Source organism: Marinobacter alexandrii (assembly GCF_005871205.1).
In the GTDB taxonomy this organism is placed as follows: Bacteria; Pseudomonadota; Gammaproteobacteria; order Pseudomonadales; family Oleiphilaceae; genus Marinobacter; species Marinobacter alexandrii.
Window position 1 is genome coordinate 182143 of record NZ_SWKM01000011.1, and the last position, 25460, is coordinate 207602.

Below are 25460 nucleotides of genomic sequence, written 5' to 3' on the forward strand. Positions count from 1 at the left end.
TCAGCATGGCAAAAGAGTATCAGTACCACTCCAATATCTGGCTGGAAGAGCCGGAACCTTCCAATCCATTTGCCGCCAAGGCCTGTTTTTGCAGCGGCTACGACGTGCACAGCGATGTTATTCCCAACGCCGGCTGGTTTGAATACCTGCTGTTATTGTTCAAGGGAGAGCGGCCGAAAAAGCAGGATACTGCACTGCTGGAGAAACTGGCGATGGTGCTGGCCAATCCCGGCCCGCGCGAGGCTAGTGTCCGGGCCGCCATGAACGCCGGTGTTGCCCAAACCAACCATAGCTCTGCACTCATGGCAGCTTTGGCGGTTGGTGCTGGTCAGTACGGTGGTGCCCAGGAGCTCTCAATCTGTATAACGCTCTGGCAGGAGTGCCAGTTCGACATTACCCGATGGCAGGAGCGGTTACTGAACCCCAGTAACGACGAGCGCGCCGACATCTGGTTACCCATGGAACATGCGCCCGGTTTTGATCCCAATGGCGATGCAACCCCGACACCGATCCTGCAATCCCTGGAACTTCTGGCTGGTTTGGCGCCGGCCAATGGCGCGCTGGCCTGGCTGAAGGCCAGCCGGCAGGCTCTGGAGCTGCATGTTGGCTATCCGCTGGCCATGAGTGGGCTTGCGGCTGCGGCACTGGTGGATTTGGGGATGGGCGAGGATCAGGGCAGCATGCTGTACCTGATGCTCAGACTTCCCGGCGCAGCGGTGCACGCCCTGGAGCAAAAGCAGGTGGGATGGAAAAACTTTCCGTTCTACGGCCCAGCCATCGAACTTGAAGAAGATGCGTTTCCTGGAAGCAAGGATCGGAAGGGGGAGCACAAATGAGTCACAAGCATCTGCTGGAAACCGAGAAGCATTGGTTAACCCGCAAGGGTAAAGCTTTTCTGTCGGATCGAGTGATCCTGCACCGTAAGGATCTTCATCAGGATCTTGGCGACTACGAGTGGATGCGGGTGTTCCTGTACTCCATTCTGGAGCGCGACGTTGAAGAGAACGTAGCCAAATTGCTCAACACCTTTTGGGTGTGCACCGGATACCCGGATGCCTCAATCTGGCCGAACCATGTAACGGCTCTGGCGGCGACCGTGCGCTCGACACCCTCACTGTCGTTGATGGCGGGGATGAGTGTCTCTGAAGCTTCGATATACGGTCGACGCCCTGAGGTCCGGGCCCTGGATTTTTTCTACCGGGCAGGGCAGCACTGCGACGCAGGAGGCGACCTCATTGAGTTTGTCGAGAATGAGAAAGCCGCAGGCCGAACGTTATATGGCTACGGGCGCCCGCTGGCTAATTCCGATGAGCGGGTTCCGTTTATGCTGGCGAAGGCCAAGGAGTTTGGACTGGATGGCGGCCGCCACCTTCAAATAGCCCTGGATGTATACGCCTATCTGAACGAGACCTACGGCTTTTCAATGAATGTTGCCGCCATTCATGCCGGGCTCGCAGCCGATGTGGGATTAAACTGTCAGGAGTATCAGTTGTTCATGACCCCCTGCTTCATATCCGGCATGATTCCCTGTTACCAGGATGCCCGGGATCGGCCAGAGGGCAGCTTTTTTCCGGTTCGCTGCACCAACATTGTTTACAACGGCCCGGCAAAACGGAAGTGGGGCAATTAGAATTGGTACTGGGCCTCAACGTAGGCCGATCGTCCCGCCATTGGGAAGTCGCCAGGGATTGCGGGCCTAGGATCCGAATACGGGCTGGGGTCACGGACGTCCGCATTAAATGCATTCCGGACCGATACTGCGATATCAAGGCCACGCCACAGTCCGTGAGTGCGGGCTGTGAAATCCACGGTGGTGTAATCGTCCACCGGTTCCCGCGAATCTGCAGCTGTCCGTTTTTGCTCTCCGACATAGTTGAGTTGAGTGTTAAGGGCCCACGTCGGTACAACTCGCCATTCGATGCGGGCGTAGGCTTGGTGAGTAGGGGCTTCGCCGACTGACCGATTGCTTTCCTGATCTTCAGCCCTCTGGTAAGCGTAGTTTGCGCTTAGATTCAGGTTGCCTAGGGCTTGATAGGTCGCTTCCAATTCGCCGCCATGGCCTTTGCGTTTGCCTGAGTTCTGGTACTGGCTCGCTACCGGGCCAGAAACAGGTTCGGCGTTAATCAGGTCGTCAATTTCGTAGTAGAAAACGTTCACGCCCAAGAACAAGCGGGGGCTTGCCTGGTAGGCGAGAGCCAACTCAACGGTATCAATGGTTTCCGGATCTAAATCGTCGTTACCCGCCAAAACCGGGTTGTTGGCGGCATATTGCTCGTTCAGGGACGGCGCGCGAAATGCCCTGCCATAAAGGAGTTTGGTGGTAACGCTGTCCGTGGTGGCCCAGATCAGCGCCGCACGTGGGTTTACGGTTTCTCCAAAGTCCGCATAGTAATCGTAGCGAAGCCCGCTCACCAGCTGCCAGTTTTGGGCAAATTGCCACTCGTCCTGCACAAAGGCGTAGTAGTTTTTCCGGTCTTCCTCTGGCATCCAAACCTGATTTGGATCATCTGAGACGTCGACCACTTCACCCTTCGGGCTGAAATCCGTATTGAAGTTTTTCCGTTCGGAAACCTCGTAAAGGTCTGCCCAAAAGGCACCAATGCCAGCCAGGATGCGGTGGTCTTTCACATTTTTGTAGATGGAATTCAGGTCCAACCGGACTTGACGCTCTTTATAGCCAGGGCTGCCCAGAAATCCATCCGGAAAGGCGCCGTTAAAAGCCCCCGGAGGAAAAAGGGCCAAGTTGTTTTCCGGTTCTTGGGTAAAGTTGAAGTAGCTGATGCGAGACTCAACATCCAGTCCATCAACGATCGCCAGCCAGCGGTAGCTGTAATCGACGTTGATTCGTTGGGATTCGTAGCGTCCATCTGGATCCAGGGCCTGTGCAAGACCCGCTCCAGTGCCCAGGTTTCTCCGGTCTTGTAGACCAGCCCTGAAGTCCCAGCGATCTCCGTTAATTTCCAGTCGGGCTTCAAACTGATCTACGGAGGTGTTTACCGGGCCAGGAGCTAAAGAGGCTGAGGTGCCGAAGTCTTCATCAGAATTGGTCTGGGCATCGCGGTCAATGGTTCGGCGCCAGCCATCGGTGCTTTGCTGTTCAAGGACAAGGCTGATGTCGGTGTTGTTCCAATCGGTGGCGGCCTCAACCCAGGCGCCCTTGGTGTCAAAGCTACCAGCCCGGGCACCCGTCACCACGCCATCAATGTCCTGGGCGTTCTTGGTGATGATGTTGATGACTCCGGCATAGGCGTCGGCGCCATAAAGGGCTGAGCCTGGCCCGCGAATCACCTCGATGCGACGAATAGCCTTGACCGGCATACCGCCCCATACGTTGCCGCGATTGCCGAACATTGCGGTTGTAGTGGGGATGCCATTGATCAACAGAAGCGCCTGGGGATTGGAGCTGGTGGTAATGCCTCGGAAGATGTATTTGGGGGCGAAGACCTGATCCGAACGATTTACGTGCAGTCCGGGCACGGTTTCCAGAATCTGATCCAGCTCCGTTGCGCCCATTGCAGCAATATCCTCGGCGCTGATAACGGAAGTAATCGCAGCGGCTTTGTCCAGCGGTGTTGCCGAACCGGAGGCAATCGAAACCACTCGAATTTGGCCCAGCTCTTCCAGGGAAATGTCCCAGAAAGGGTCTTCATCCGGGTTGGCGGAAACGGACGCAGAACCGACCGTGCAGACCAACGCCGATACCCCGAGGTAGCGCCGGGCTTTGGTTTTGAATATAGATAGACCTCTTGGGTGGGGCATGACCGAGCCTCAGCGCTACGACGAATCTGGATGGAACTGCTGATGCAATTCTTCTGTTGTTGGCAACAGCCAGGTCCACGGAATAGCCGGAGGTCTGGGTAGAACCCATGGCCGGGCATAGAGAATTGCTGGCTAAACCGCAGTTTAGTCCCATTTAGGGTCGAAGCAAACTGACACCAAGGATTTGATCTGATTCATTTTGTTACACAGTTTGTCTCGGCCTCATGAAACGTATCCGGACAGCGAAAAGCGTCACAAATCCGTCGAATGGGCGCGCGGGAAACCACTTCAAGCTATAAACTGATCAAAAAACGTCACACCGTTTCAAGGTGACTGAAACAGTCGGGGTAGAGAGCATGGATAGGCGCACGGAAATTGGGGCAGTCAGGAGCTTGGCCGCGCGGTCGCAGTTTGTCGCGTGGGGGCTGGCTGTATTTGCCATACCGATGAGTGTTGGCGCCGAGAGTCTGGCCGTTGATGACGCCTTTGAATACGAAGAGCGTTCCACCATCGAGAACATCCCACTGCGCTCCATCGAAGAAGACGTGCTTGCCAACACCGTGATTGAGGGTGGGCTGGCGGCCCCCGCTGCCGGTGTTCCGGTAAAGCCGGCGACCGACGACGATTTTTACCTCGATCCGCTAGCCTTGCAGCCTCGGGACAGCCGAGCCGACCTGGGGCGTTCTGAAATTCCCGTAGAGATCCGCTTCAGTAACCCGAAATCCATCCCCGGGCAAATCCACGGCAATAATTACAGCATTCGCCCACCGGCAAATCGTAGCTACGATGCTCTGAATATCAACATGACTGAGCGCTGAGTCGCGCGGTCTCAGGCTGCGGCGGTGTCGCTGATTTCTGTTTTACCCAATACGTCCTGATAAAAGAAGGTCAGCGCCTGGCTTGCCTGGTTCAGCCGTGCTCGCGACACCTGAATACGGTCACTGAGATAGGCGAGAAACTGCTGGCGGTCTTCGCCGGCCAGGGTTTCCGGATCTTTCAGATCGTGGAAAAGCACGAAGCGGGTAATCCAGTGCAGGTAGGTTTGCTCTGCACGCTGGTGTAGGTCCTGTTCGCGAATAGCGCTTTTGACGCGGCCAATCAGGCCCGGTTGAGATTGTTCAAGTGCCTCGGTGACATCCATGAGTAACTGCATCCAGTGGGTTGTTGTTATTAGAATGCGCGCATCTTATGACAATCGTTTGAACGTCGCAAAATTTCTTCTAAGAAAAAATAATCCCGGTCGAATCGACCGGGATTGGGGGCAAACGGCAGGGAGTTACTTCAGGGCGTTCAGCTTATCAATATACTGCTGCATGGCTTCCTCGCTGGAGGTGCCTTTCAGCTTGTCCCACGCGTCGAACTTGGCGCGCGCAACAAAGTCCATCATGCCCGGGCGCTTGCCGGAAACATCGCCTTCAGTGGCCTGCTTGTATAACGCGTAGAACTCAAGCTTCATCTCGTTCGAAGGCTGAAAATCGCCTTCGGCGTTCTGGATGTAGTTTACCGCTTCGTCGAACTGGGTTTTCAGGTCGCTCATCTCAATCTCCTTGTGGGTAAGCATTGGCTGTAAAAAGAGTTCGGCCGAGTATAGCCACCGCACGGGCCAACGTCATTGGCCAAACGTTCCTTTCCTCCGACGAATGGGGTATTGTCCCCAGCCAAAAATTTCGTTAAGGGGAATGTCGTTTATGGCCAGTGTCAACAAGTTGTCCGGAATCGTCAGTAAAATCAATCGTCTGCCTGACTTCGCCCGATCCAGGGCCTTATCCCTGTTTTTTGGCAAAGTGGTGCCCTTCACCGGCACAACGGGTATTCGCATTGAAGCCCTCGACCACGAGCGCTGCGTTATCAGTCTTGCCAACAAGCGCCGGGTTCAGAACCACATCGGCGGCGTGCACGCGGTGGCATCGCTGGTGCTGGCCGAGTCAGCGACCGGCTTTCTCGTTGGCCTGAACGTGCCAGACGACAAGGTACCCGTAATCAAGACCGCCAGCGCCGAATACACTCGCCGCGCCAAAGGCGACATGACCGTGCAAGCGCACCTCACCGACGAGCAGCGCGAGCGTATGCGCACTGAGGAAAAGGGCGATGTGTCCGTGCCGGTCACCATCCACGACAGCGAAGGCAAAGAGCCGATCGAAATTGAGATGGTCTGGGCCTGGACGCCGAAGCGCCGTTGAGGCTGAAAAGCATGTAGCCCGGTAAAACTTTGCCCGGGCTCACATTCTGGCCACTTTTTGCTTGAGTACGAAAAATACCCTGTGTAGAGTCCGCTGCGTTGCGTGCCAGGAAGGCGCGTACAAGGGATTGAACAACTGCAAATGATTTGCACAGGGAGCAAGCGCATGTCTTCGAAAGAAGGATCCGTCGCGCCTAAAGAGCGCATCAATATCAAGTATGTCCCCGCTACCGGAGACCAGCAGGCTGAAACCGAGCTTCCGCTGAAGATGTTCGTGGTTGGCGATTTCAAGGGCCACGCTGAAGAAACCCCCATCGAAGAACGCAAAGCCATTTCCGTCGACAAGAACAACTTCCGTTCTGTCATGAAGGAGTCCGGGCTTAGCATCTCCACCACTGTCACTAACAGACTGGAAGAAAACGCCGACGAACTGCCGGTGAATCTCGACATCCAGACCCTGGACGATTTCTCCCCCGATAACATTGCCCGCCAGGTACCCGAGCTCCGCAAGTTGGTTGAGTTGCGTGAAGCATTGGTTGCGCTCAAGGGGCCTCTGGGTAATGTGCCGTCGTTCCGCTCCAAGATGCAGGAGTTGTTGGACAACGAGCAGGCCCGGGACAAGTTGCTGGCCGAACTGGAACTGGCAACTGACCAGTAACCCCTATCACCGCGGGAGTGCGGTGTAAAAACCCCAATTTATCAATTACGTACTGAAGGGATGTGGTATGTCTGATACTGCTGTGCAGCAATCTGCTGCCTCCGACTCCGTTGCAGCCGAGTCCGTTACAGAGGGATCCTTGCTGGATCAGGTGATGGCCAACAGCCGCATGGCCCCGGCCGATGAAGGCTACGACGTGGCTCGCCGAGGCGTGGCGACGTTCATCGCCAACCTTCTTAAGAGCGACGAAAAAGGTCAGCCGGTCAATAAGGCGCTGGTGGACCAGATGGTGGTGGAACTGGACCGCAAGATCAGCGCCCAGATGGATGAAATTCTCCATGCGCCCAAGCTGCAGGAGCTGGAATCATCCTGGCGTGGTCTGAAGCTGATGGTCGACCGCACCGACTTCCGGGAGAACATCAAGGTGGACGTTCTTCACGCCACCAAAGCCGAGCTGTTGGAAGACTTCGAGTTCGCTCCGGATGTCACTCAGAGCGGTTTCTACAAACATATCTACGCCACTGAATACGGCCAGTTTGGCGGTGAGCCGGTGGGTGCCGTGATTGGCAACTACGCGTTTACGCCGTCCACACCGGACATCAAGCTGTTGCAGTATGTGTCCTCGGTGGGCGCCATGGCCCATGCGCCATTCCTTTCCTCGGTAGGCCCGTCCTTCTTCGGGGTCGACAGTTATCAGGAGCTGCCGGCCATCAAGGAACTGAAGGCCGTGTTCGAGGGCCCGAAGTACGCCAAGTGGCGTTCTCTGCGAGAATCCGAAGATGCCCGTTACCTGGGGCTGGCTTCACCTCGTTTCCTGCTGCGCGTGCCCTACGACCCATCGGAAAACCCGGTTCGCAGCTTTAACTACAAGGAAGAGGTATCCGGTGACCATGAGCACTACCTGTGGGGCAACACCGCTTACCTGCTGGCAACGCGTCTGACTGAGAGCTTCGCTAACTACCGTTGGTGCCCAAACATCATCGGACCGCAGAGTGGCGGTGTGGTTGAAGATCTGCCGGTGCACCTGTTTGAGTCTTTTGGACAGCTGGAATCCAAGATTCCGACCGAGGTTCTGATTACCGACCGGCGCGAATACGAAATGGCGGATGAAGGCTTCATCGCGCTGACCATGCGCAAGGGCAGCGACAACGCCGCCTTCTTCTCGGCCAACTCGGTGCAGAAGCCCAAGCAGTTCCCGAACACCAAGGTAGGCAAGGAGGCGGAGACCAACTACAAGCTGGGTACCCAGCTGCCGTACATGATGATCGTCAACCGCCTGGCGCACTACATCAAAGTGCTCCAGCGCGAGCAGATCGGGTCGTGGAAAGAGCGTCAGGATCTGGAGCGGGAGCTTAACACCTGGATTCGTCAGTACGTCGCCGACCAGGAAAACCCGCCGGCGGAGGTCCGTAGCCGACGCCCGCTGCGCGCCGCCCAGGTGACTGTCTCTGACGTAGAAGGCGATCCGGGCTGGTATCAGGTGTCGCTGGCCGTTCGGCCGCACTTCAAATACATGGGGGCCAATTTCGAGCTGTCGTTGGTAGGCCGACTGGACAAGGATTAATCCGGTGTTTCGCAGTGCCAAGGCTGATCCCGTGACCGGCCACCGTGGCAGCTTGTTTGAGCGACTTGAGCAGGCTGGCGCACCGGCCGGGCAGGGAATGGCGGAAGTCACCCATGTGGTGGAATCCATCAAACGGCATCTGGTTCGGCTGCTGAATGCCCATCCGGGCAACAGTGCCACCGTTCCTGATCTGGGGTTGCTGGATTTCAACGACGCCACTTTGGGAACCCACGATCTCAGTATTCAGGTTCGCAGCGCTATCCGGAACTGTATTGAAAAATACGAGCCCAGAGTGAAGCGGGTGGATGTCGTGACCCTGCCGCAGGGATCCGACCTATTGCAGCTGCGATTCCAGGTAACGGTGTACCTGAATGTGGGGGCTGAAGCCGAGAAGACGACCATCGATTTGTTATTGGATGACAAGCGTTACTACCGGGTGGTGTAACGAACACGGACGTTAGGGTAGGCCGGAATCCGGCCTACCCAGGCCCTCGATTGGTGCAGTGGTGTTATGAAGTTGAACCGATTTTACCGAGACGAACTGAGCTTTTTGCGGCTGCAGGGCCGGGAATTTGCAGATGCACACCCGCAATTGACCCGGTTTCTGTCCGAGCAGAGCACAGATCCGGACGTGGAGCGCCTGCTGGAAGGCTTCGCTTTCCTGACTGGGAAACTGCGCGAGAAGGTTGAGGACGAATTTCCGGAGTTGACCCACTCGCTGTTGAACATGTTGTGGCCCAATTACCTTCGGCCGGTGCCCAGTTGCACCATTATACGCTTTGATCCGCAACTCCATGCGATCAGTGAACGCCAGCGCATTGACCGCGCTACCGAGATTAAAAGTCGGCCCCTGGGCGAGGCCAACCGCCAGACCCAATGCCGGTTTCGGACCTGTCGCGACGTCGATTTGTTTCCGGTCAGTGTGGCCGGAGCTTATGCCGAACATTCCCGGGAAGTGTCGTCTGTGACGCTGGACCTGGCCGTGCACACCGACCAGCCGCTCAATGCCGTGGGCCTGAACACCTTGCGCTTCTATCTTGGCGGCGACGATCACACCGCGGAAACACTGTATCTGTGGCTAAACCATTACCTGACCCGCGTCGAGTTGAAGGTGGGGGAGGCCAGTTACAGCTTGCCGCCCTCACTGCTGCAGCCAGTGGGTTTTGCCGGTGACGAGGCTCTACTGCCGTACCCCAAGAACGCCTACCCGGGTTACCGCATCCTGCAGGAGTATCTGAGTTTTCCGGAGGCTTTCCGGTTTGTGGATGTTTGTGGCCTGGCCGCGCGCTTGCCGGCGGTGCAGGCGGACGAGATCAGCCTGCAGTTCCACTTCAGCCGGATCTTGCCGCCGGATGCCAAGGTCCGGGCGGAAAGTCTGCAGCTGTACTGTACGCCCGCGGTCAATCTGTTCAGCCATGAGGGTGAGCCGGTTGACCTGAGCGGGCGTCAGACGGAGTACCGGATCTTGCCGTCCAGTCGATCCCCTGAACATTTCGAAGTGTTTTCCGTCGCCCAGGTCGAGGGTTGGCTGGAAGGCCGGTCCGGCCGGGGCGAACCGCGGATCTACACGCCATTCGAGAGCTTTCAGCACGAAGTGGAGCGGGACCGTGGCCGGACCGCACTGTATTACCGGCTTAGGACTCGGGAAAGCGTCCGGGGCGATGGCTTTGATCACTACATTGCCTTCGTGCGCGGTGACGAATCCGAATGTCTGAGCCGCCAAGAAGCGGTCTCGCTGACCCTGACCTGTACCAACCGGCAGTTGCCGGAGCAATTAGCCATCGGTGATGTCTGCATGGCCACCGAAACATCGCCGGCGTTTGCTTCGTTCGCCAACGTCACCCGACCCACCGCTACCCTGCGTCCGACCCTCGATGGCAGCCTGTTGTGGACTCTGATCTCCAACCTGTCGCTGAACTACCTGTCGATGTTGGACGTGGACGCACTGCGAACCGTGCTCCGGGTCTATGATTTCCGGGCCCTGATGGATCGGCAGGCGGAGCGGATTTCGCAAAAACGGCTGGCGGGCATTCTCGAGATCGAAACCGCCCCGGTGGACCGGATGGTACGGGGTTTGCCGGTTCGGGGGATTCGGTCGGTGCTGACACTGGATCAGGGTGGATTTGCCTCGGAAGGCGATCTGTACCTGTTCGGAACCGTGCTGAGCCAGTTTTTTTCGCTCTACGCCAGTATCAACGCTTTTCACCAACTGGAAGTGGTGAATTCTGACAACCAGGAACGGTATACATGGACGTTACAGCAAGGTCAGCAGCCGCTGATGTAGCCGAGCTGCAACCCGTTCTGGGTAACGCGCGGCGATACAATTTCTTTCAGCTGGTGGATCTGATTCACCGGCACCATGGTGACGACCTGGAGCGGGCCAAGGATAGCCAGCCCGGCCAGGGCCGGATTCGGTTTTCCGCGTCTGCGGGCCTGGGATTTCCGGGCAGTGACGTGGTATCGGCACTGTCGCCGGAACATGAGCACGCGCCCTACCAGATGGAAGTGAGTTTTCTGGGACTACATGGTTCGCAGTCGCCGCTCCCCGGTTATTACCTGGACGATCTCGCCTGGGAGGCGGGCCAGAATCTCGGGGTTCGTTGCCACTTTCTCGATTTCTTTAATCACCGCCTGGTGACGCTGTTTCATCGCGCCTGGCGCAAGTACCGCTATTACGTGCGTTTTCAGCCCGGGGCCTCGGATGGTTTCTCCGAACTGATCTTTGCGCTCGCTGGCCTGGGCGATAGGCGACTCCGGGATGCCACACCGGTGAACTGGTCAAAAATGCTGGCCTACGCAGGGCTGATGGCCGGCCGCAGCCGGTCGCCAGAGGTGGTCAGTGGCATTGTTGGTCACTGCTTTGATCTGGACGACGTCAGCATCGAGCAGTGGGTGTTGCGTAAGGTGGACATTGCACGAGAACAGCAAACCCAACTGGGCGGGGCAAACGCAGAGCTGGGTAACACCACGCTCATTGGTGTCCGGGTGCGTGATCGCGGCGGCAAATTCCTGTTGCGCATTGGCAATCTCAGTCAAGAACGGTTCGCGGATTTTCTGCCTAATGGTCGAGAACACGACCGGCTGGTGAAGCTGGTGGAATTCACCACCCGCGAGCAACTGGCCTATGACCTGGTGCTGCAGATGCGTGCCCGGGATGTCCGGCCCATGCAGTTGGGGGAGGACGTCCGAATGGGCTGGAACTCGTTCGTAACCCCCGAAAAAGCCCGCACCCGGCCCGCGGTGCGTATTCAGATCCGCCGTTAGAACGGCTGCACAGGGACAACAGGTATGCAAACGCAGTCAGCAACCGTTTTGAGACTGACGCTCACCAACCCGATGGACACTCGGGGTGGCGCAAAAATTGAGCATTGTTTCGACGTCGGGGGTGGCTCCATCGGAACCGCCGACAACGACACCTGGCGCTTGTCGTCCCATCGCACCGGCGCTATTGCCGGCCATGCCGAGATCCGGTTCGTTGACGGTGAGTTCTGCCTGATCGACCGCAGTGGCCGCACCTACATCAACAGCGCGAGTGAGCCGGTAGGACGGGGACGCCGGGCAAGACTCAAACACGGTGACACCGTGAGCATCGGCCGGTACCGGGCTCGGGCCGAATTAACGTTGGCTTCCAGCGAGGCCGACATGAACGAACCGGAGAGCGAACACGACCAGTTGCTTAATGGCGCATCGGCGGCGCTGGTGACGGCGGGTCCGTCAAAGGCGGACTCCGCCCATCGTGAGCCGCTGGCAGAGTTATCGCCAGACACCGGGGCGGATGGGGCGCGGGACCCTCTCAGCCATTGGCAAAGCGCTGCCGATGCAGACCCAGACGATTCGTCGCTGCTGGCGGACGAGCCCGGCTTGTCTGCCCGGACAGTGGCGGTAACAGACGAACACAGGGAGAACCGCGATGTAGCGCTGGGACTCCCGATCAGAAAAACAGGGGGAGACAGGATGTCTGATCCAAGCAAGGTGGCGGAGGCCCAAGAGGTGGCTGACCCGAGTCGGAATTACATCAGTGGCACGCCTTTGATGCGGGCCATGGAGACGGATCTTGATTTTGCCGACAGTGATGACATGCAGCAGTTCCTGGAGGAGGCTGGCCAAACCCTGAAAGCGGCGGTGGAAGGGCTGCTGGCGCTGCACCAGGGCGAGGATCGGCGGCATCAGGCGCTGCGCACGCGGCTTCAGCCGATTGAAGATAATCCCCTGCGTCTGGGTGAGCACTATCAGGACACAATTCAGACCCTGTTCGCCAGCCAGCGCAGCCCGGTCCACCTGTCGGCTCCCGCCGCGGTGCGGGAGAGCCTGGAGAGTTTGCATCACCATCAGGTCGCTACCCACGCCGCCATCAGTGAAGCGTTGGAGGCCATCCTTCACGCCTTCTCGCCAGATGCCTTGCTCCGTCGTTTTCACGGCTATCGCCGGGGCTTACGCCAGAGTGAAGACGAAGGCCGCTGGGCCTGGGATATGTACCAGCACTATTACCGTGAATTGAAATCCAGTCGTCAGCAGGGATTTGAACGCCTGTTCCAAGAGGTGTTTGACCAGGCTTACGACCAACACTTGCGCCAATTACAGAGGGAAACGCTGTCATGAAGTACTGCAAATGGAGCTTGCTGACGATCGTGCTTGTATTTGCGGGCTGTAGCACGCCGTACAACGCGGTGACCAAAACCGCCAAAGTACTCTGGGATCCGGATATTCCGGTTGGTTATCCGGAAGATCAGCCCAGCCGGGTCGATTTGACCATGGTAGCCGAGCCGAATGTGAATCCGAACGAGTCCCTGTCCCCCACCCCCATCGCCTTTCAGGTGATTGAGATGCGGGACAGCTCGCTGCTGATGGCGGGCGACTTCGATTCACTGCTAACCAATCTTGAAGACTCCCTCGGGCAGAACTACGTCGATCATAGTGACTATTCGCTGGTGCCGGGGCAGTTCAAATTCGTCGAGCCGTTCGACATCAGCGAGGACACCCGATTCGTCGGCGTGATCGCCTTCTACGCCTACCCCAATCTGTCGCAATGGAAGAAAGTGGTGAAGGTCGATCCGATCGGTGGCCGCTACCATCTGCTGGTTAACCTGCGCGAGCGGGAAATCCAACTCAAGCATTCGGACGAAACCTGATGGCTACCTCGAGTCGAGTGGTATGGAGTGATGGCTTGTTCATCAAGCCCCAGCACTTCCAGCAGCAGCAACGGTATCTCGAGCACCAGATCAATGAACGGGCCCTGGCGGTTTCGGATTACCTATTCGGTTTCAGTGACCTGGAATTGAATGCCGAATACCTGAGCTTTGGCCGGATTGGCCTGGTTCGGGCGGCCGGCCTGTTTCCCGACGGCACCCGCTTCAGCCTGCCGCAGGAAGACGTCATGCCAGAACCCCTGGAAATCACTGACGCGTCAGTGGCCAATCAGGTGGTCTATCTGGCCTTGCCTTTGGCAAGCGACGCGTTGGCCGAAGTGGCGTGGCCCGATGCCCCGAACGCCGGCCGGTTTCGCGCCCAGAGTGCTGAATTGCGGGATTTGCACTCGATTGATGGCGATGCCCATGCCATTGACGTCGCGGGAGTCGCGCCGACTCTGAAGCTGGAGCGGGAGGATCGCAGCGCCTACGCGACTCTGGCTATTGGTCGGATCCTCGAAAAGCGGCCGGATGGCAGCCTGGTGATGGACGCCAACTTTATGCCCACCATGCTGAGTGTGCGGGCAGCGCCGCGGTTGCAGCGGTTTGTCGGTGAGATGGCAGGCTTGATGCTAGAGCGGGCCAAGAATATCGCCGGGCGGGTTGGGGCGCCGGGGCAGGGCGGCGTAGCTGACGTCGCGGACTTCATGCTGTTGCAGATGCTCAACCGGGCCCATCCACGCTTCGCGCACCTGGCCCGCTTGCGCCAGCTGCATCCGGAGCGCCTGTACGAGGCGTTGCTCGAACTGTGCGGCGAACTGGTGACCTTCACCGATGAAAGCCGGTTGCCGGCCGGGTACGCCGCTTACGATCACGATCTGCCGGAAATCTGCTTCGCGCCGCTTATGCAGGTGCTCCGGCAATCCTTGAGTACGGTGCTTGAGCCCAGAGCCTTGGCGATCCAGCTTCAGGAGCGTCAGTACGGTCTCACGGTGGCCCCGGTCCAGGAAGGCGAGCTGTTGCGTGATGCCGAGTTCATCCTGGCGGTCAAGGCCGACATGCCGCTGGACGATCTGCGCAAGCAGTTCACCCAGCAGTGCAAAGTGGCGTCTGTGGAAAAGATCCGAGATCTCATCAGCCTGCAACTGCCGGGTATCCCGCTGGCGGCATTGCCGGTGGCCCCCAGACAGCTGCCGTACCACGCCGGCTATGTGTATTTCCGGCTCGATGACCAAAGCCAGGCTTGGCAAATGCTCGACAACGCCAGTGGTTTCGCCTTTCACGTGGCCGGCAGTTTCCCGGGTCTGGAAATGCAATTCTGGGCAATCAGGAGCTAACACATGGCAGATGCATCGGTTATCGATTCGCCCTACAGCAGTCATAACGCTGGCAGCAGTGATGTCAGCGAGCTGATGTTTGCTGATACTGGTCGACATAGACCGGGCGACGCCTCTGGATTTGCCAACGAGCGTTTCCAGCTTCGCGGCCTGGAGGACAATCGCCTGGTGGATGCCGCAACGCCACTGCTGGGTCTGGTTATCCGGGTTCGCCGACTGGCGGAGTTTCGCGGTGTTGAAGACCTTTATCAGCAAGTTGTGGATGAAATCACTGCCATCGATCGCGAGCTGATCGAGCAGGGGTATGAACGCCGGACCGTCGTGGCCTATCGCTACACCCTCTGTGCCTTCATCGATGAAGCCGTACTGGGCACTGACTGGGGGGCACACAGCGTTTGGTCGCAGCATTCGCTGTTGTCCCGGTTTCACAACGAGACCTGGGGTGGTGAAAAGGTATTCGCCATCCTGGGGCGCATGGAGCAGGAACCCAATCGCTACCGGGACATGCTGGCGTTCGTTTACCTGTGCCTGTCGCTTGGCTTTGAGGGGCGTTACAAGGTCATGGAAAACGGTCGGGAAGAGTACCAGCGAATTGTGCGGGGGCTCTACGAACAGCTTCGGGAGCTGGCCGGGGACGATGAGCAGGCACCTTTGGCCGATGCGTTGATGAATGTGACACCGGCCCGCAATCGTCTGCGACGGGGCTGGTCGCTCTGGGGCATTGCGGGTCTATTTATCGCCGCAATGGCTGGTGTGTATTCGCTCTACAACATGGCGCTGAACGAACGCATCAAGGATGTGCTCAGCGTTCTGGAACAACTACCTAAATAAGGATATCACTGTGATTCGGGTAGAACTGCCGGCGCTGATTGGGCGCCTGAACGAGACTTGCCGGGTGGCCATGGAGGCCTCCGCGGCGTTATGTATCAGTCGTCAGGGAGCGGAGATCACCCCCGCCCACTTGCTGTTCAAACTGCTGGAAACTCCACTCTCCGATGTGCGCCAGATTCTGGCAAGCACGGGCGTGGACCATCAACAATTGCTGCCGTTGGTCGGTGACAGTCTGATGGGGGAGCGCCAGTCTGCGGAGCCGTACCCCTCGTTTTCGCCGCTGCTGATTGAATTGCTTCAAGATGCCTGGCTATTGGCTTCGGCCGAACTGGGCCATTCAGAGCTTAGATCCGGAGCGGTGTTCGTGGCTCTGCTGCTGAACGCTGACCGTTACCTGGTGCCGCCGGTGAGCCGTGAGCTGAGTGAAATCAATCGGGAACAATTACGGCGCCAGTTCGATGCACTGACTGAAGGTTCATTAGAGCAGCCGGAATCGGTTGGTGACACAGCAGCGCCCGTAATGCCAGCGACTGATCTGGAAGCGCTGACCCGTTTCGCCACCGATTTCACCCAGTTGGCTCGAGACAACAAGCTAGACCCGGTGGTGTGTCGGGACGCTGAAATCGACCAGATGATCGATATCCTGTGCCGACGCCGAAAAAACAACCCGATTGTGGTTGGTGACGCCGGGGTTGGCAAAAGTGCGGTGGTCGAGGGCCTGGCCCTGCGTATCGTAAACGGCGATGTGCCCGAGCGACTGGCCAGCGTCGCGCTCTGGACCCTCGATATGGGCGCCCTGCAGGCGGGTGCTTCGGTGAAGGGTGAGTTCGAAAAACGCCTGAAAGGTGTGATTGAGGCCGTTAAAGCCTCGGCTACGCCGATCATTCTGTTCATCGACGAGGCGCATACGCTGATCGGTGCCGGCAACAGTGAAGGTGGTTCAGATGCCGCTAATCTGCTCAAGCCCGCACTGGCCCGCGGAGAACTGCGGACAATTGCCGCAACCACCTGGCGCGAGTACAAAAAATACTTCGAGAAGGATCCGGCGCTCAGTCGTCGTTTCCAGCCCGTGGCCTTGGATGAGCCTTCACCGGAGCAGGCCATTCACATCCTGCGCGGTCTGCGTTCTGTGTATGAGGAAGCTCACCGGGTTCTGATTGCCGACAGCGCTTTGAAGGCCGCCGCTGAAATGTCGGCGCGTTATCTGGCAGGGCGTCAATTGCCGGACAAAGCCATCGACGTGCTGGACACCGCCTGCGCCCGCATCAGTCTGAACCTGAGTACGCCGCCCCGCAGGCTCAGTCATGTCCGTAGTGAGCTGCACCAGCTCACAATGGAGCAGGAACTCCTGGCCCGGGAGCAAAGCCTGGGGCAGCACGTTGATGCTGACCGGGAGGCAGAGCTTGAGTCCCAGCTACAGACCTTGCGAGCTGACGCGGATGAGCTTGAGCAACGCTGGGAAGTCCAACGGCAGCTGGTGACCCAGCTGATCGACATCCGCCAGCGGCTGTTGTCGGATTCAGAAGCGGAGACCTTGGCGAACGACCAGGACAGCGCTGAATCGGGTTCCGATTTGAGTCAACAGGCGGCAGCCATTGAGCAGGAATTGGCGACCTTGCAGGCGGACGAACCTCTGGTGCATCCCCGTGTCGATGCCCGCCAGGTGGCAGAAGTCATCGCCGATTGGACCGGTATCCCGGTGAACCGGATGACCACTGACGAACTGCACAAAATCACCATGCTGCCGGACTATCTGCAGGCTCACATCAAGGGTCAGGATACAGCCATAGATTGCCTGCACCAGCACCTGTTGACGGCGCGTGCAGACCTTCGTCGACCCGGGCGGCCGATGGGCGCTTTCTTGCTGGTGGGTCCCAGTGGCGTGGGCAAGACCGAAACCGTGGTACAGCTGTCCGAGTTGCTCTACGGCGGACGTCAGTTCCTTACCACCATCAACATGTCGGAGTATCAGGAGAAGCACACCGTATCCCGGTTGATTGGCTCGCCCCCTGGCTACGTCGGCTTTGGCGAAGGCGGCATCCTGACCGAGGCCATCCGTCAGAAACCTTATTCCGTGGTCTTGCTGGATGAAGTGGAAAAGGCGCACCCGGAGCTTCTTAACCTGTTTTACCAGGCCTTTGATAAGGGTGAGCTGGCCGATGGCGAAGGTCGGCTTATCGACTGCAAGAACGTGGTGTTTTTCCTGACCTCGAATCTCGGCTATCAAACCATTGTGAAGCATGCGGACGAACCCGCGCAGATTGAGCAGGCGCTCTATCCGGAGCTGGCGGGCTTCTTTAAACCCGCATTGCTGGCCCGGATGGAAGTGGTGCCTTACCTGCCCCTCAATGACGACACCCTCAATCGCATTGTCGATGACAAGCTCGAGCGGCTCGCGGCGCAGATTCGTGCCCGCTACCAAACCGAGGTTGTCTTGGAGGCCGGACTGGTTGAGGCCATCCGCGCGAGGGCGACGCGGAGTGAGAACGGCGCCCGGATGCTGGAGTCGATCATTGAGGGCGAGTTGTTGCCACCGGTGTCACTGGCATTGCTGGAAAAGCTGGCAGCCCGGGAGCCGGTTGGCAAGGTAACGCTGAGCGTTACCGACAACTGTTTTTCAGGAACCGTCGAGTAGCGACTAGGGAACAGAATCATGGGACGGATGCAGATGGAGCTGCACACCGGCATTGATCTTGCGGTGGCACTGATCAGGCAGAGCACCTTGCCGACGCTGCTGGAGACAGCTACCGCTCAACTCACGAGAGTCTTCGGCCTGACCCGGTGCTGGGCGCTGGAACTGGATCTTAGCGGCCGCACCCTGCACTGCGCGGAGCTGGCGGAACGGGGCGAGTTTGACTGTGCCGATTTCAGTCACCCCTTCAGCCATGTCCTGCGCTCCGGGCAGGCTCGAGAGTTATCCCGGGCTGCCAGTTACCGGCTGGATCATGCGGGGTTTCAGGCGTTGTTTGATGCCAGTGATCGACCCCGGTCGCTGTGGATCGAGCCGTTGGTTGGAGCAGATGGCCGTACCCTCGGTGTACTGGTGTTGTGTCGGGATGAACCAGAGTGGAACGGGATCGTTGCCCAGCCACTTTACAACGGCTTGACGACAGTGCTCACACACCAGTGGGTAAGCCAGTTACAAAGCCGCGATCAGGTCTGGCAGCGGCGAATGCTCAAGCGGTCGCTAGATACTCTGCACGGCGCCGACAGCCTGCGCCGGAGTTGTGAGCGGCTGGCTCAGGAGTTGGTAGGCAACTCCGTGGCCATGAATCAGCTCAGAGCCCAGATTGTCCGTGCGGCAGGCAGCCAGCTTTCGGTGTTGGTGCAGGGCGAAACCGGGTGTGGCAAGGATGTAGTGGCCCGTGGCATCCACAACCTGTCGGAGCGAGCTAAAGGACCGCTAGTGGTCGTTAACTGTGCGGCCATCCCGGATACGTTGCTTGAAAACGAGCTTTTCGGGCACACCAAGGGCGCCTTTTCCGGTGCCGATCAAGCCAAGGATGGGCTTCTGGCGCAGGCAGACGGAGGCACGTTGTTTCTGGATGAAATCGGCGATATGCCCCTGGCGCTGCAGTCAAAGTTGCTGCGGGTTCTGGAGAATCGAACGTTCCGTCCGCTTGGCGCCCAGGCCGAACAGCATTCAAATTTTCGGCTGGTGGCGGCAACGCACCAGCCGTTGCAGCGCGGGATTGAAGACGGTCGTTTCCGCCGGGACTTATTTTACCGGTTGAGTCAGTTTCCGCTGCGGGTGAGTCCTCTGCGGGAGCGACCTGCGGATCTGGAAGCCCTGAGCCGTCATTTCATCCGGTTGTATTCCCGCCGCGAGGGTTCCGGCCCGGTGGGCATCAGCAGTCATGCCCTGCAAAAGCTGCAGGAGTACGACTTCCCGGGCAATGTTCGGGAACTGCGCAACATCATCGAGCTGGCCTGCCTGCAAACCCCTGCCGGAGACGACATCCAGCCGGAGGTGCTGCGTCTGGAGGATCTGTTTGGTGAGGACAGTGCCCAGTTCAGCGCCGAGGTTGCGCCTAAAACCCGGCCCTGTGGGCCCGAGGCCGAGGACATTCGCGATCTCAAGGCGGCCGCCCAGGCGTTCGAGGCCGCCATTATTCGTCAGCGCTTGGAACAGTACGGCGGGAATCGCGCCCAGGCGGCCGAGAGTCTCGGTTTACCCAAGCGCACCCTGGCGCACAAGTGTCTGAAGTATCAGGTTGTCGACCTATGAGATTTTTCACGGTCTGTATCGCGGCATTGTTCGCCGGTTTGGTGCCGGCGCCAGCGATGGCGAATCTGATGGAGGGCGCTCGCGGCTGTGCCCAGGAGACCAACCGCTTGGAGCGCCTTGCCTGCTATGACGATCTCTTTGGCATGCCCACCGAGACTGCTCGCGAAGCACGTTTACCCCGGGGCAATCAGCCTGAGCGTTGGCGCCAGGCGTTTGCCCAGGCTGGGGAGCGACAAGCAGTGGTGTATCGCAATACCGGTGATGCTGCCGGGCATCTGGTAACCGTTGGTGCCCTGGGCACGCAGCCGCCAAGACCCTTGCTGGTGTTGCAGTGCCACAACAACATTACCGAGCTGGCGCTGATGCTGCCGAGTGCGTTGAATGCCGAACGGATAACGCTGGATTTAGGCAACGGGCAAGCCGACTGGCGTGTTCGCGGTGGCGGCTATCTGGTGAGTGGCGGCCGCGGCCTGCCCGCAATTCGATTGATCAAGGCCCTGACGTCGGCAGCGGACATCACTCTGACGGCCAACACGTCCGAGCTGGATGGACTGGTGTTCGACCTGTCTGGTTTCAGTGACGCTATTCAACCGCTCCGCTCGGCGTGTGGCTGGTAGATACATGTGCTTGGCAGGTAGAGGGAGCTGAAGATGCAGGTCGTTGTACAACATCCGTATGCGGAACAGGTGCTGGCGCCGCTGAGCGGTGACCTGGCAATGGGACCCAAACTCGAAGACGACGTGGCCCTGGAGTTCCTGGAAAACGAAATAATGAAAATGGGGTCCCTGGCCCACACTGAGATTGACTGGCAGAAAGTGGAAAGCGAGGCGCTCAAGATCCTGTCGGATCGAAGCAAGGATCTGCGCGTCCTTGGTTTCCTGATGTTGGGCCTGCAGCGGGGCGGTGATGGCGAACGCTTTGCGCTGTCCCTGTACCTGCTGCAACAGGTCCTGGAGAACTGGTGGGACCAGGCCTGGCCCTACCCGGGAGACCGGGGCAAACGGGCGCGCACCATGATGTTTTCCCAGATGCTGCAGCGAAGCGGCAAACATGCCGCGGGACTGTCGTTTGATAGCAGTGTTGGCGATGGCCGTGAATTCTGCCTGGAACTGATTGAGCAGCTACACGCCCGTGCTGTGGATCTGCAATTGCCCCAAGACCCCATCGGTGATCTCCGGCGGGCCGTTGAAAAATTGCTAAAAGCGAGTGAATCCGCACCCGCCGGTTCTCAGACGTCGCACACCGAAACACCGGCGCCTGCGAGTACCGAAAGGCTGGTTCAGACCGCTATACCAAATCTGGGGGCACTGACCCTGGATCCCGGCAATGAACGGGCGACCCGGCAAAGTCTGCTCCAGGTTGCCGACCTGCTTACCAATAGCACCCCGGACAGTGCTCTGGGATATCGGATGAGGCGATATGCCATTTGGCATGGCATCACCAGCGTGCCGCCGACCCGGGATGAGGTGCGAACGGACCTGGCAGCGGTCAGCCCGGACCGGGTGGCCGAGTATCGGGAATGCCTGGATAAAGCTCCCGATGCCGACTTGTGGCAACGGATTGAGCAGAGCCTGTCGGTAAGCCCGTTCTGGCTTGATGGCCACTGGTTCAGTGCCCGCACGGCTAGCGCATTGGGTTACGAGGCCTGCGCACAGGCTATTCGTGAGGATGTGAAGGCCTTTATCGAGCGGCTGCCGAAACTGACTGAACTGACATTCAACGATGGCACACCCTTTCTGGGTGGCGAGGCAGCCGATTGGCTCTGGGCCGCACCAGCGGGAAATGGCGGTAAGGGGGCCAGTGCCAACCCGTGGGAGCTGGCCTTTGACCAGGCCCGGGAACTGGTGTCGAAAAACGCACTGCCTGCGGCCATGCAGTTGATGGATGAAGGGCTGGCGGAGTCCAGAGAGCCGCGCGATCGCTTTTACTGGCGTCTGACCAATGCCCAGGTGCTCAAAGAAGCGGGCCTCGGCGCACTGGCGACGCAACAAATTGCAGACCTGCATTCGCAGGTTCAGGAGTTGGCGCTCAATGAGTGGGAACCAGCGTTGATTCGGCAGCTGGATCGGCTGGCCTGATCAATAGAAACATCAGGGAGTTATTGCAGGAATGGAAACCATGTGGAGAAAGGTTTTACTCATTGGCGGCAGGCTGCTGCCTTACCTTCGGAGCGCCGCGCCATCGGCCCTGGCCCTGGGGGTGATTGCGTTGCTGGTGGCCACTTGGTGGCTGGGGCCGAGCTGGCCCATGAATGGCGAGTACCCTCTGGCCGCGTGGCAGATGCGAGCACTGGTAACGCTGGGCGTCATCCTGGTGGTCGCAATGTTCTGGGGCTTCATGCTAGCCGGTAGACTGCGCAAAGTGGACAGCGCCAAGGCCGAAGCCGAGCAGGAACTCGAAGACCCCATCTTGCCCTATGAGCGCAGGCAGCAACGGCTGCTGGACCGTCAGCTTGCATTGCTAAAGAACAATTTACCCGGCCGCAAAGGCGTTTATCGTCTGCCCTGGTACCTGGTGATGGGTTTGGAGGACGCCGGCAAGAGCAGTCTGATTCAACGCTCGGGGCAAACCTACACGCTGACTAACGTGACTCGAAACAGCCGCGCAGATCACAACCCCATTGGTTTTGACTGGTGGATTGGCGATGACGGCGTGCTGATTGATCCTGACGGTGAATTGTTGAGTCAGGGCTATGATGATGGCGCCGGGTCTGAGCTTCCTCACCGGCTCTGGCAGCATTTTATCTACTGGTTAGAACGCAATCGCCCGCAACGACCGCTGAACGGGGTGGTTTTGACCGTGGATGTGGCGAGTCTCAGCGTCACCAGTGAATCCAAGCGCAAGGCGCAGGCCATCTTGCTGCGAACGCGACTGCGAGAATTGATGGAGCAGCTAGGGGCCCGATTGCCGGTTTACGTCTGCTTCACCAAGATGGACCTGCTTTATGGTTTTGGCCCTCTGGTGAAAGGGCTGAGCAAGGAGGAAAAGGAACAGGCGCTCGGCTTTACCTTTGCGCTGGGCGACCGGCTCGACAACGACGACTGGCTGAGCGAATTCGCCGAACGCTTTGCCGCGCTGAGCAACCGGCTTTCTCAGCGCTTGCCCGATGTGCTCGCGGATCTTCACGATGCTGAAGACAAGGCTGCGGTGTATTCCTTTACCCGCCAACTCGCTGGTTTGAAGCCGACCCTGGAAGGGTTTCTGGCCGAGCTGCTGTCCTCCGATGCGTTTTCAACACCGGCGCTGGTTCGGGGTACCTACTTCACGTCTGTGGTTCAGGAAGGTGTCCCGGAAGATGCCTTCGTGTCGGCGGCGGCAACCAACTATGGCATGGCTGCGCCGATTCAGCCGGCACAACGCACGGGACAGAGTGCCAGCTTGTTTGCCCACTCCCTGTTTCCGAACATCATCTACCGGGAAGCGGGTCTTGCCGGTGATAATCACCGAGTCATTCGTCGACGTCAGCACGCAGTCGCAGCGGCAGCTGTCTTGGCCATCAGCGCTGGAGCAGGGATGACAGCGGGCTGGCAGCACTACTTTCAGAAAAACGCTGGTGCCGCTGATCAGGTTGAAAGCCGGGTACGGAGCTTCCTCGACAACTGGCAACCGGTCGGATTTGAGCCGGACGCCACCGGCCGCAATCTGCTGGAACCCTTGAGCGAGCTGCGCAAAGCCACCCTTGCTTTCGGGGGCCATCATGAGGAGTGGCCGGTGGTGACCGATATGGGCCTCTACCAGGGGCATCGGGTTGGACCTGCGGTGGAGACCGCCTATCTTGATATGCTTGCCTACCAATACCTGCCGGCGTTGATGTTTGGTGTCATGGGTGAAATGGGGCAGGTATCCGACGATCACACTGAGCGCCTTGATCACTTACGGGTGCTCCGAATGCTCTACGACGCCAGCGGCAGACGCAGCGATCTGGTCATTCGTTATATGCGTGAGTACTGGCAGCGCAGCTTCCCCGGCCAGAAAGACCTGCAGCGAAGCCTGCTGGAGCACCTCAGCTACGCCATGGAGCATACCGATCTGGGCGCTCTGGCCCGGGCCGGTGATGCCACAGCTACCATGGCACTGGCGCCTTTTCGTAGCAGCGTGCAATGGGCTCAGCATGAGTTGGGGCAAGTTGCTACGCCCACCCGGGTTTATCACGACCTGCAGGAGAAAGCCGAGCGGGAATACCGCGCGCCGGTCGATCTGGCTCGGACCTCCGGCCCCGCTTTCAGTGCGGTCTTCAGGCAGGTGGATGAGTATGGCGAGCCAACGAACCACCCCGCATCCGACCAGCGCGACCCGCTGATGATTCCGGCTCTGCTAACCAGAAACGGTCTGGAGCAATGGTTCCTGAGGGAATCCGGTTCAGTGACAGGGTTAGCCTTGATCGATGCCTGGGTGCTGGGGCGCCGTGATAATGTCGATTTCAGCAAGGCGGACGAGGCGGAGCTGCAGAAAGGTCTGCAAACCCTCTACGCTGAGCACTATGTCGGCGCCTGGCGGCAGGCGCTCAGCCGTCTGGACCTGCACCGTTTGGAGGATCTGAATCACGGTGTGCGGATTTTGGAAAGCCTGACCAGCGGGCATAAACCATTAGCTCAGCTGCTTGGGCAAGTCCGGCAGAACACCCGTCTGTTGGCCGCGAAAGAGGGCGACGAGGCCGCGGCGAGAACCCTGTTGGAACAATCCCCTCATTTCCAGATGCTGGTGGAAATTGACCGTCAGTTTGCCGACCTGAATGAACTCACTCGCAAAACCGGTGAAGAGCCGACCGGGCTGGACCAGATCATGCTCGTGGTTGGTGATCTCCATGAATACATGCGCAATATTCAGGAATCACCAGACCAGGGCAAAGCCGCTCTTGCCGCTGCACGTGCCCGCCTGGGACTGCAGGGGGCAGACCCCATCTTTACTCTTCAACGTATGGCTGATAACCAGCCTGAACCACTGAATCGCATGCTCGGCAAGTTGGCAAATGAGAGCTGGCGGGTTCTGCTGGACCAGGCTGTGGCGCAGCTTGAGCGGGAGTGGTACCGGGAGGTGTACCAGCCGTTCCAGCAGAACCTCGCCCGCCATTATCCATTCAGTGCAAGCTCCGGTCGCGACGTTGCCCTGCAGGATTTTGAGCGTTTCTTTGGACCTGAAGGGGTGCTGGATACCTTCTACCGGGACAATCTCAAGCTGTTCCTGGATGAACATCCCGAACAGGTGGGCGATGCCCGTCGCGCCAGTTTGGTTCGCCGTGATGTTCTCAACTCGCTGGAGAAGGCTGATCGGATCCGCAGGGCCTACTTCACCCGGGGCGGCTCTCTGGACGTTGAGTTCGCCCTTGAACCGTTGAACCTGTCGGCGAACAAGCGTCGCAGTGTGGTCAACCTGGATGGCCAGCTGGTGGAATTCAGCCACGGCCCCCGCCAGAGCGTTCCCCTGGTCTGGCCCAATACCCTTCGTGATAGCGTGGAAAGCCGGATAACCCTGGTGCCGATCCAGGTAAACCGATCACCCCGGAGTATTTCGGAAAACGGCCCCTGGGCACTGTTTCGCCTGCTGGACCAGGCAGATATCACCGGTGTCAGCAATAGTGCCGTGGACGTACGCTTCCAGGTGGACGATGGCGAAATGAAATATCGACTTCATGCCGCCAGTAATACCAACCCGTTCACACAACAACTACTTGCAGGGTACCGACTGCCCCGCAGCTTGTATTAGACTGGCCCCACTTCCGGGATGACAGGAGGTCACCCCGGAAGTATCGGTTCTGCCCAAGACATGTGGGAGCCCGGA

General features: G+C 58.7%; 21 protein-coding genes. 18 read left to right on the forward strand and 3 right to left on the reverse strand.

Annotation, left to right across the window (positions count from 1 at the left end; genetic code table 11):
• Positions 1-5: 5 nt before the first annotated feature.
• Positions 6-836, forward strand: coding sequence for a citrate synthase family protein (locus FCS96_RS01060; protein ID WP_138438395.1), 831 nt, complete (start codon positions 6-8; stop codon positions 834-836).
• Positions 833-1630 carry a citrate/2-methylcitrate synthase gene (locus FCS96_RS01065; RefSeq protein ID WP_138438396.1) on the forward strand — a complete coding sequence of 266 codons (798 nt, stop codon included), beginning with the start codon at positions 833-835 and terminating at the stop codon, positions 1628-1630. Before FCS96_RS01060 ends, FCS96_RS01065 begins: the two co-directional genes overlap by 4 nt.
• On the opposite strand, the gene FCS96_RS01070 is transcribed toward FCS96_RS01065, so the two are convergent.
• Positions 1627-3759: a TonB-dependent receptor plug domain-containing protein gene (locus FCS96_RS01070; RefSeq protein WP_138438397.1), complete on the reverse strand. Its 2133-nt coding sequence runs from the start codon at positions 3757-3759 to the stop codon at positions 1627-1629. The genes FCS96_RS01065 and FCS96_RS01070 overlap by 4 nt on opposite strands.
• A gap of 356 nt (positions 3760-4115) precedes the next feature.
• On the opposite strand from FCS96_RS01070, the gene FCS96_RS01075 reads away from it, so the two are divergent.
• Positions 4116-4577: a hypothetical protein gene (locus FCS96_RS01075; RefSeq protein WP_323053718.1), complete on the forward strand. Its 462-nt coding sequence runs from the start codon at positions 4116-4118 to the stop codon at positions 4575-4577.
• Between the two features lie 11 nt (positions 4578-4588).
• On the opposite strand, the gene FCS96_RS01080 is transcribed toward FCS96_RS01075, so the two are convergent.
• Positions 4589-4900: a site-specific integrase gene (locus FCS96_RS01080; protein WP_138438398.1), complete on the reverse strand. Its 312-nt coding sequence runs from the start codon at positions 4898-4900 to the stop codon at positions 4589-4591.
• 135 nt (positions 4901-5035) lie between these two features.
• The gene (locus tag FCS96_RS01085) at positions 5036-5296 is read right to left on the reverse strand and encodes an acyl-CoA-binding protein (RefSeq protein ID WP_138438399.1); all 261 of its coding nucleotides are present in this window, start codon (positions 5294-5296) and stop codon (positions 5036-5038) included.
• 151 nt (positions 5297-5447) lie between these two features.
• Here FCS96_RS01085 and FCS96_RS01090 point away from each other — a divergent pair, with 151 nt between their 5' ends.
• The 15 genes from FCS96_RS01090 (at position 5448) to tssM (ending at position 25385) form a co-directional block, all read left to right on the forward strand.
• A complete protein-coding gene (locus FCS96_RS01090; protein WP_138438400.1) occupies positions 5448-5939 on the forward strand; it encodes a DUF4442 domain-containing protein in 492 nt (163 codons plus the stop codon).
• A 165-nt stretch (positions 5940-6104) separates the two neighbouring features.
• Positions 6105-6596 carry a type VI secretion system contractile sheath small subunit gene (gene tssB / locus FCS96_RS01095; RefSeq protein ID WP_138438401.1) on the forward strand — a complete coding sequence of 164 codons (492 nt, stop codon included), beginning with the start codon at positions 6105-6107 and terminating at the stop codon, positions 6594-6596.
• Between the two features lie 67 nt (positions 6597-6663).
• Positions 6664-8160: a type VI secretion system contractile sheath large subunit gene (gene tssC, locus FCS96_RS01100; RefSeq protein ID WP_138438402.1), complete on the forward strand. Its 1497-nt coding sequence runs from the start codon at positions 6664-6666 to the stop codon at positions 8158-8160.
• 4 nt (positions 8161-8164) lie between these two features.
• On the forward strand, positions 8165-8605 hold the full coding sequence (tssE, locus tag FCS96_RS01105) for a type VI secretion system baseplate subunit TssE (protein WP_138438403.1): 441 nt from the start codon (positions 8165-8167) through the stop codon (positions 8603-8605).
• A gap of 66 nt (positions 8606-8671) precedes the next feature.
• Positions 8672-10444 carry a type VI secretion system baseplate subunit TssF gene (gene tssF / locus FCS96_RS01110; protein WP_138438404.1) on the forward strand — a complete coding sequence of 591 codons (1773 nt, stop codon included), beginning with the start codon at positions 8672-8674 and terminating at the stop codon, positions 10442-10444.
• Positions 10408-11424 carry a type VI secretion system baseplate subunit TssG gene (gene tssG, locus FCS96_RS01115; RefSeq protein WP_138438405.1) on the forward strand — a complete coding sequence of 339 codons (1017 nt, stop codon included), beginning with the start codon at positions 10408-10410 and terminating at the stop codon, positions 11422-11424. The genes tssF and tssG overlap by 37 nt, the downstream gene beginning before the upstream one ends.
• Positions 11425-11448: 24 nt before the next feature.
• Positions 11449-12759, forward strand: a complete 1311-nt coding sequence (gene tagH / locus FCS96_RS01120) for a type VI secretion system-associated FHA domain protein TagH (protein WP_138438406.1) — start codon at positions 11449-11451, stop codon at positions 12757-12759.
• Entirely contained in the window at positions 12756-13289 is a 534-nt protein-coding gene (tssJ, locus tag FCS96_RS01125; protein ID WP_138438407.1) for a type VI secretion system lipoprotein TssJ, read from the forward strand. The genes tagH and tssJ overlap by 4 nt, the downstream gene beginning before the upstream one ends.
• Positions 13289-14623, forward strand: coding sequence for a type VI secretion system baseplate subunit TssK (tssK, locus tag FCS96_RS01130; RefSeq protein WP_138438408.1), 1335 nt, complete (start codon positions 13289-13291; stop codon positions 14621-14623). The genes tssJ and tssK overlap by 1 nt, the downstream gene beginning before the upstream one ends.
• Before the next feature lie 3 nt (positions 14624-14626).
• Positions 14627-15454, forward strand: coding sequence for a type IVB secretion system protein IcmH/DotU (gene icmH / locus FCS96_RS01135; RefSeq protein WP_138438409.1), 828 nt, complete (start codon positions 14627-14629; stop codon positions 15452-15454).
• Between the two features lie 10 nt (positions 15455-15464).
• Positions 15465-18089 (forward strand): type VI secretion system ATPase TssH, encoded by a 2625-nt coding sequence (gene tssH, locus FCS96_RS01140; protein ID WP_171040639.1) that lies wholly within the window; start codon positions 15465-15467, stop codon positions 18087-18089.
• A gap of 27 nt (positions 18090-18116) precedes the next feature.
• Positions 18117-19682 (forward strand): sigma-54-dependent Fis family transcriptional regulator, encoded by a 1566-nt coding sequence (locus FCS96_RS01145; protein ID WP_138439601.1) that lies wholly within the window; start codon positions 18117-18119, stop codon positions 19680-19682.
• Complete coding sequence (vasI, locus tag FCS96_RS01150; RefSeq protein WP_138438411.1) at positions 19679-20299, forward strand: type VI secretion system-associated protein VasI; 621 nt, start codon at positions 19679-19681, stop codon at positions 20297-20299. The genes FCS96_RS01145 and vasI overlap by 4 nt, the downstream gene beginning before the upstream one ends.
• A 33-nt stretch (positions 20300-20332) precedes the next feature.
• Positions 20333-21760 carry a type VI secretion system protein TssA gene (tssA, locus tag FCS96_RS01155; protein WP_138438412.1) on the forward strand — a complete coding sequence of 476 codons (1428 nt, stop codon included), beginning with the start codon at positions 20333-20335 and terminating at the stop codon, positions 21758-21760.
• Positions 21761-21791: 31 nt separating this feature from the next.
• On the forward strand, positions 21792-25385 hold the full coding sequence (gene tssM / locus FCS96_RS01160; protein WP_138438413.1) for a type VI secretion system membrane subunit TssM: 3594 nt from the start codon (positions 21792-21794) through the stop codon (positions 25383-25385).
• The last annotated feature ends 75 nt before the right edge of the window (positions 25386-25460 follow it).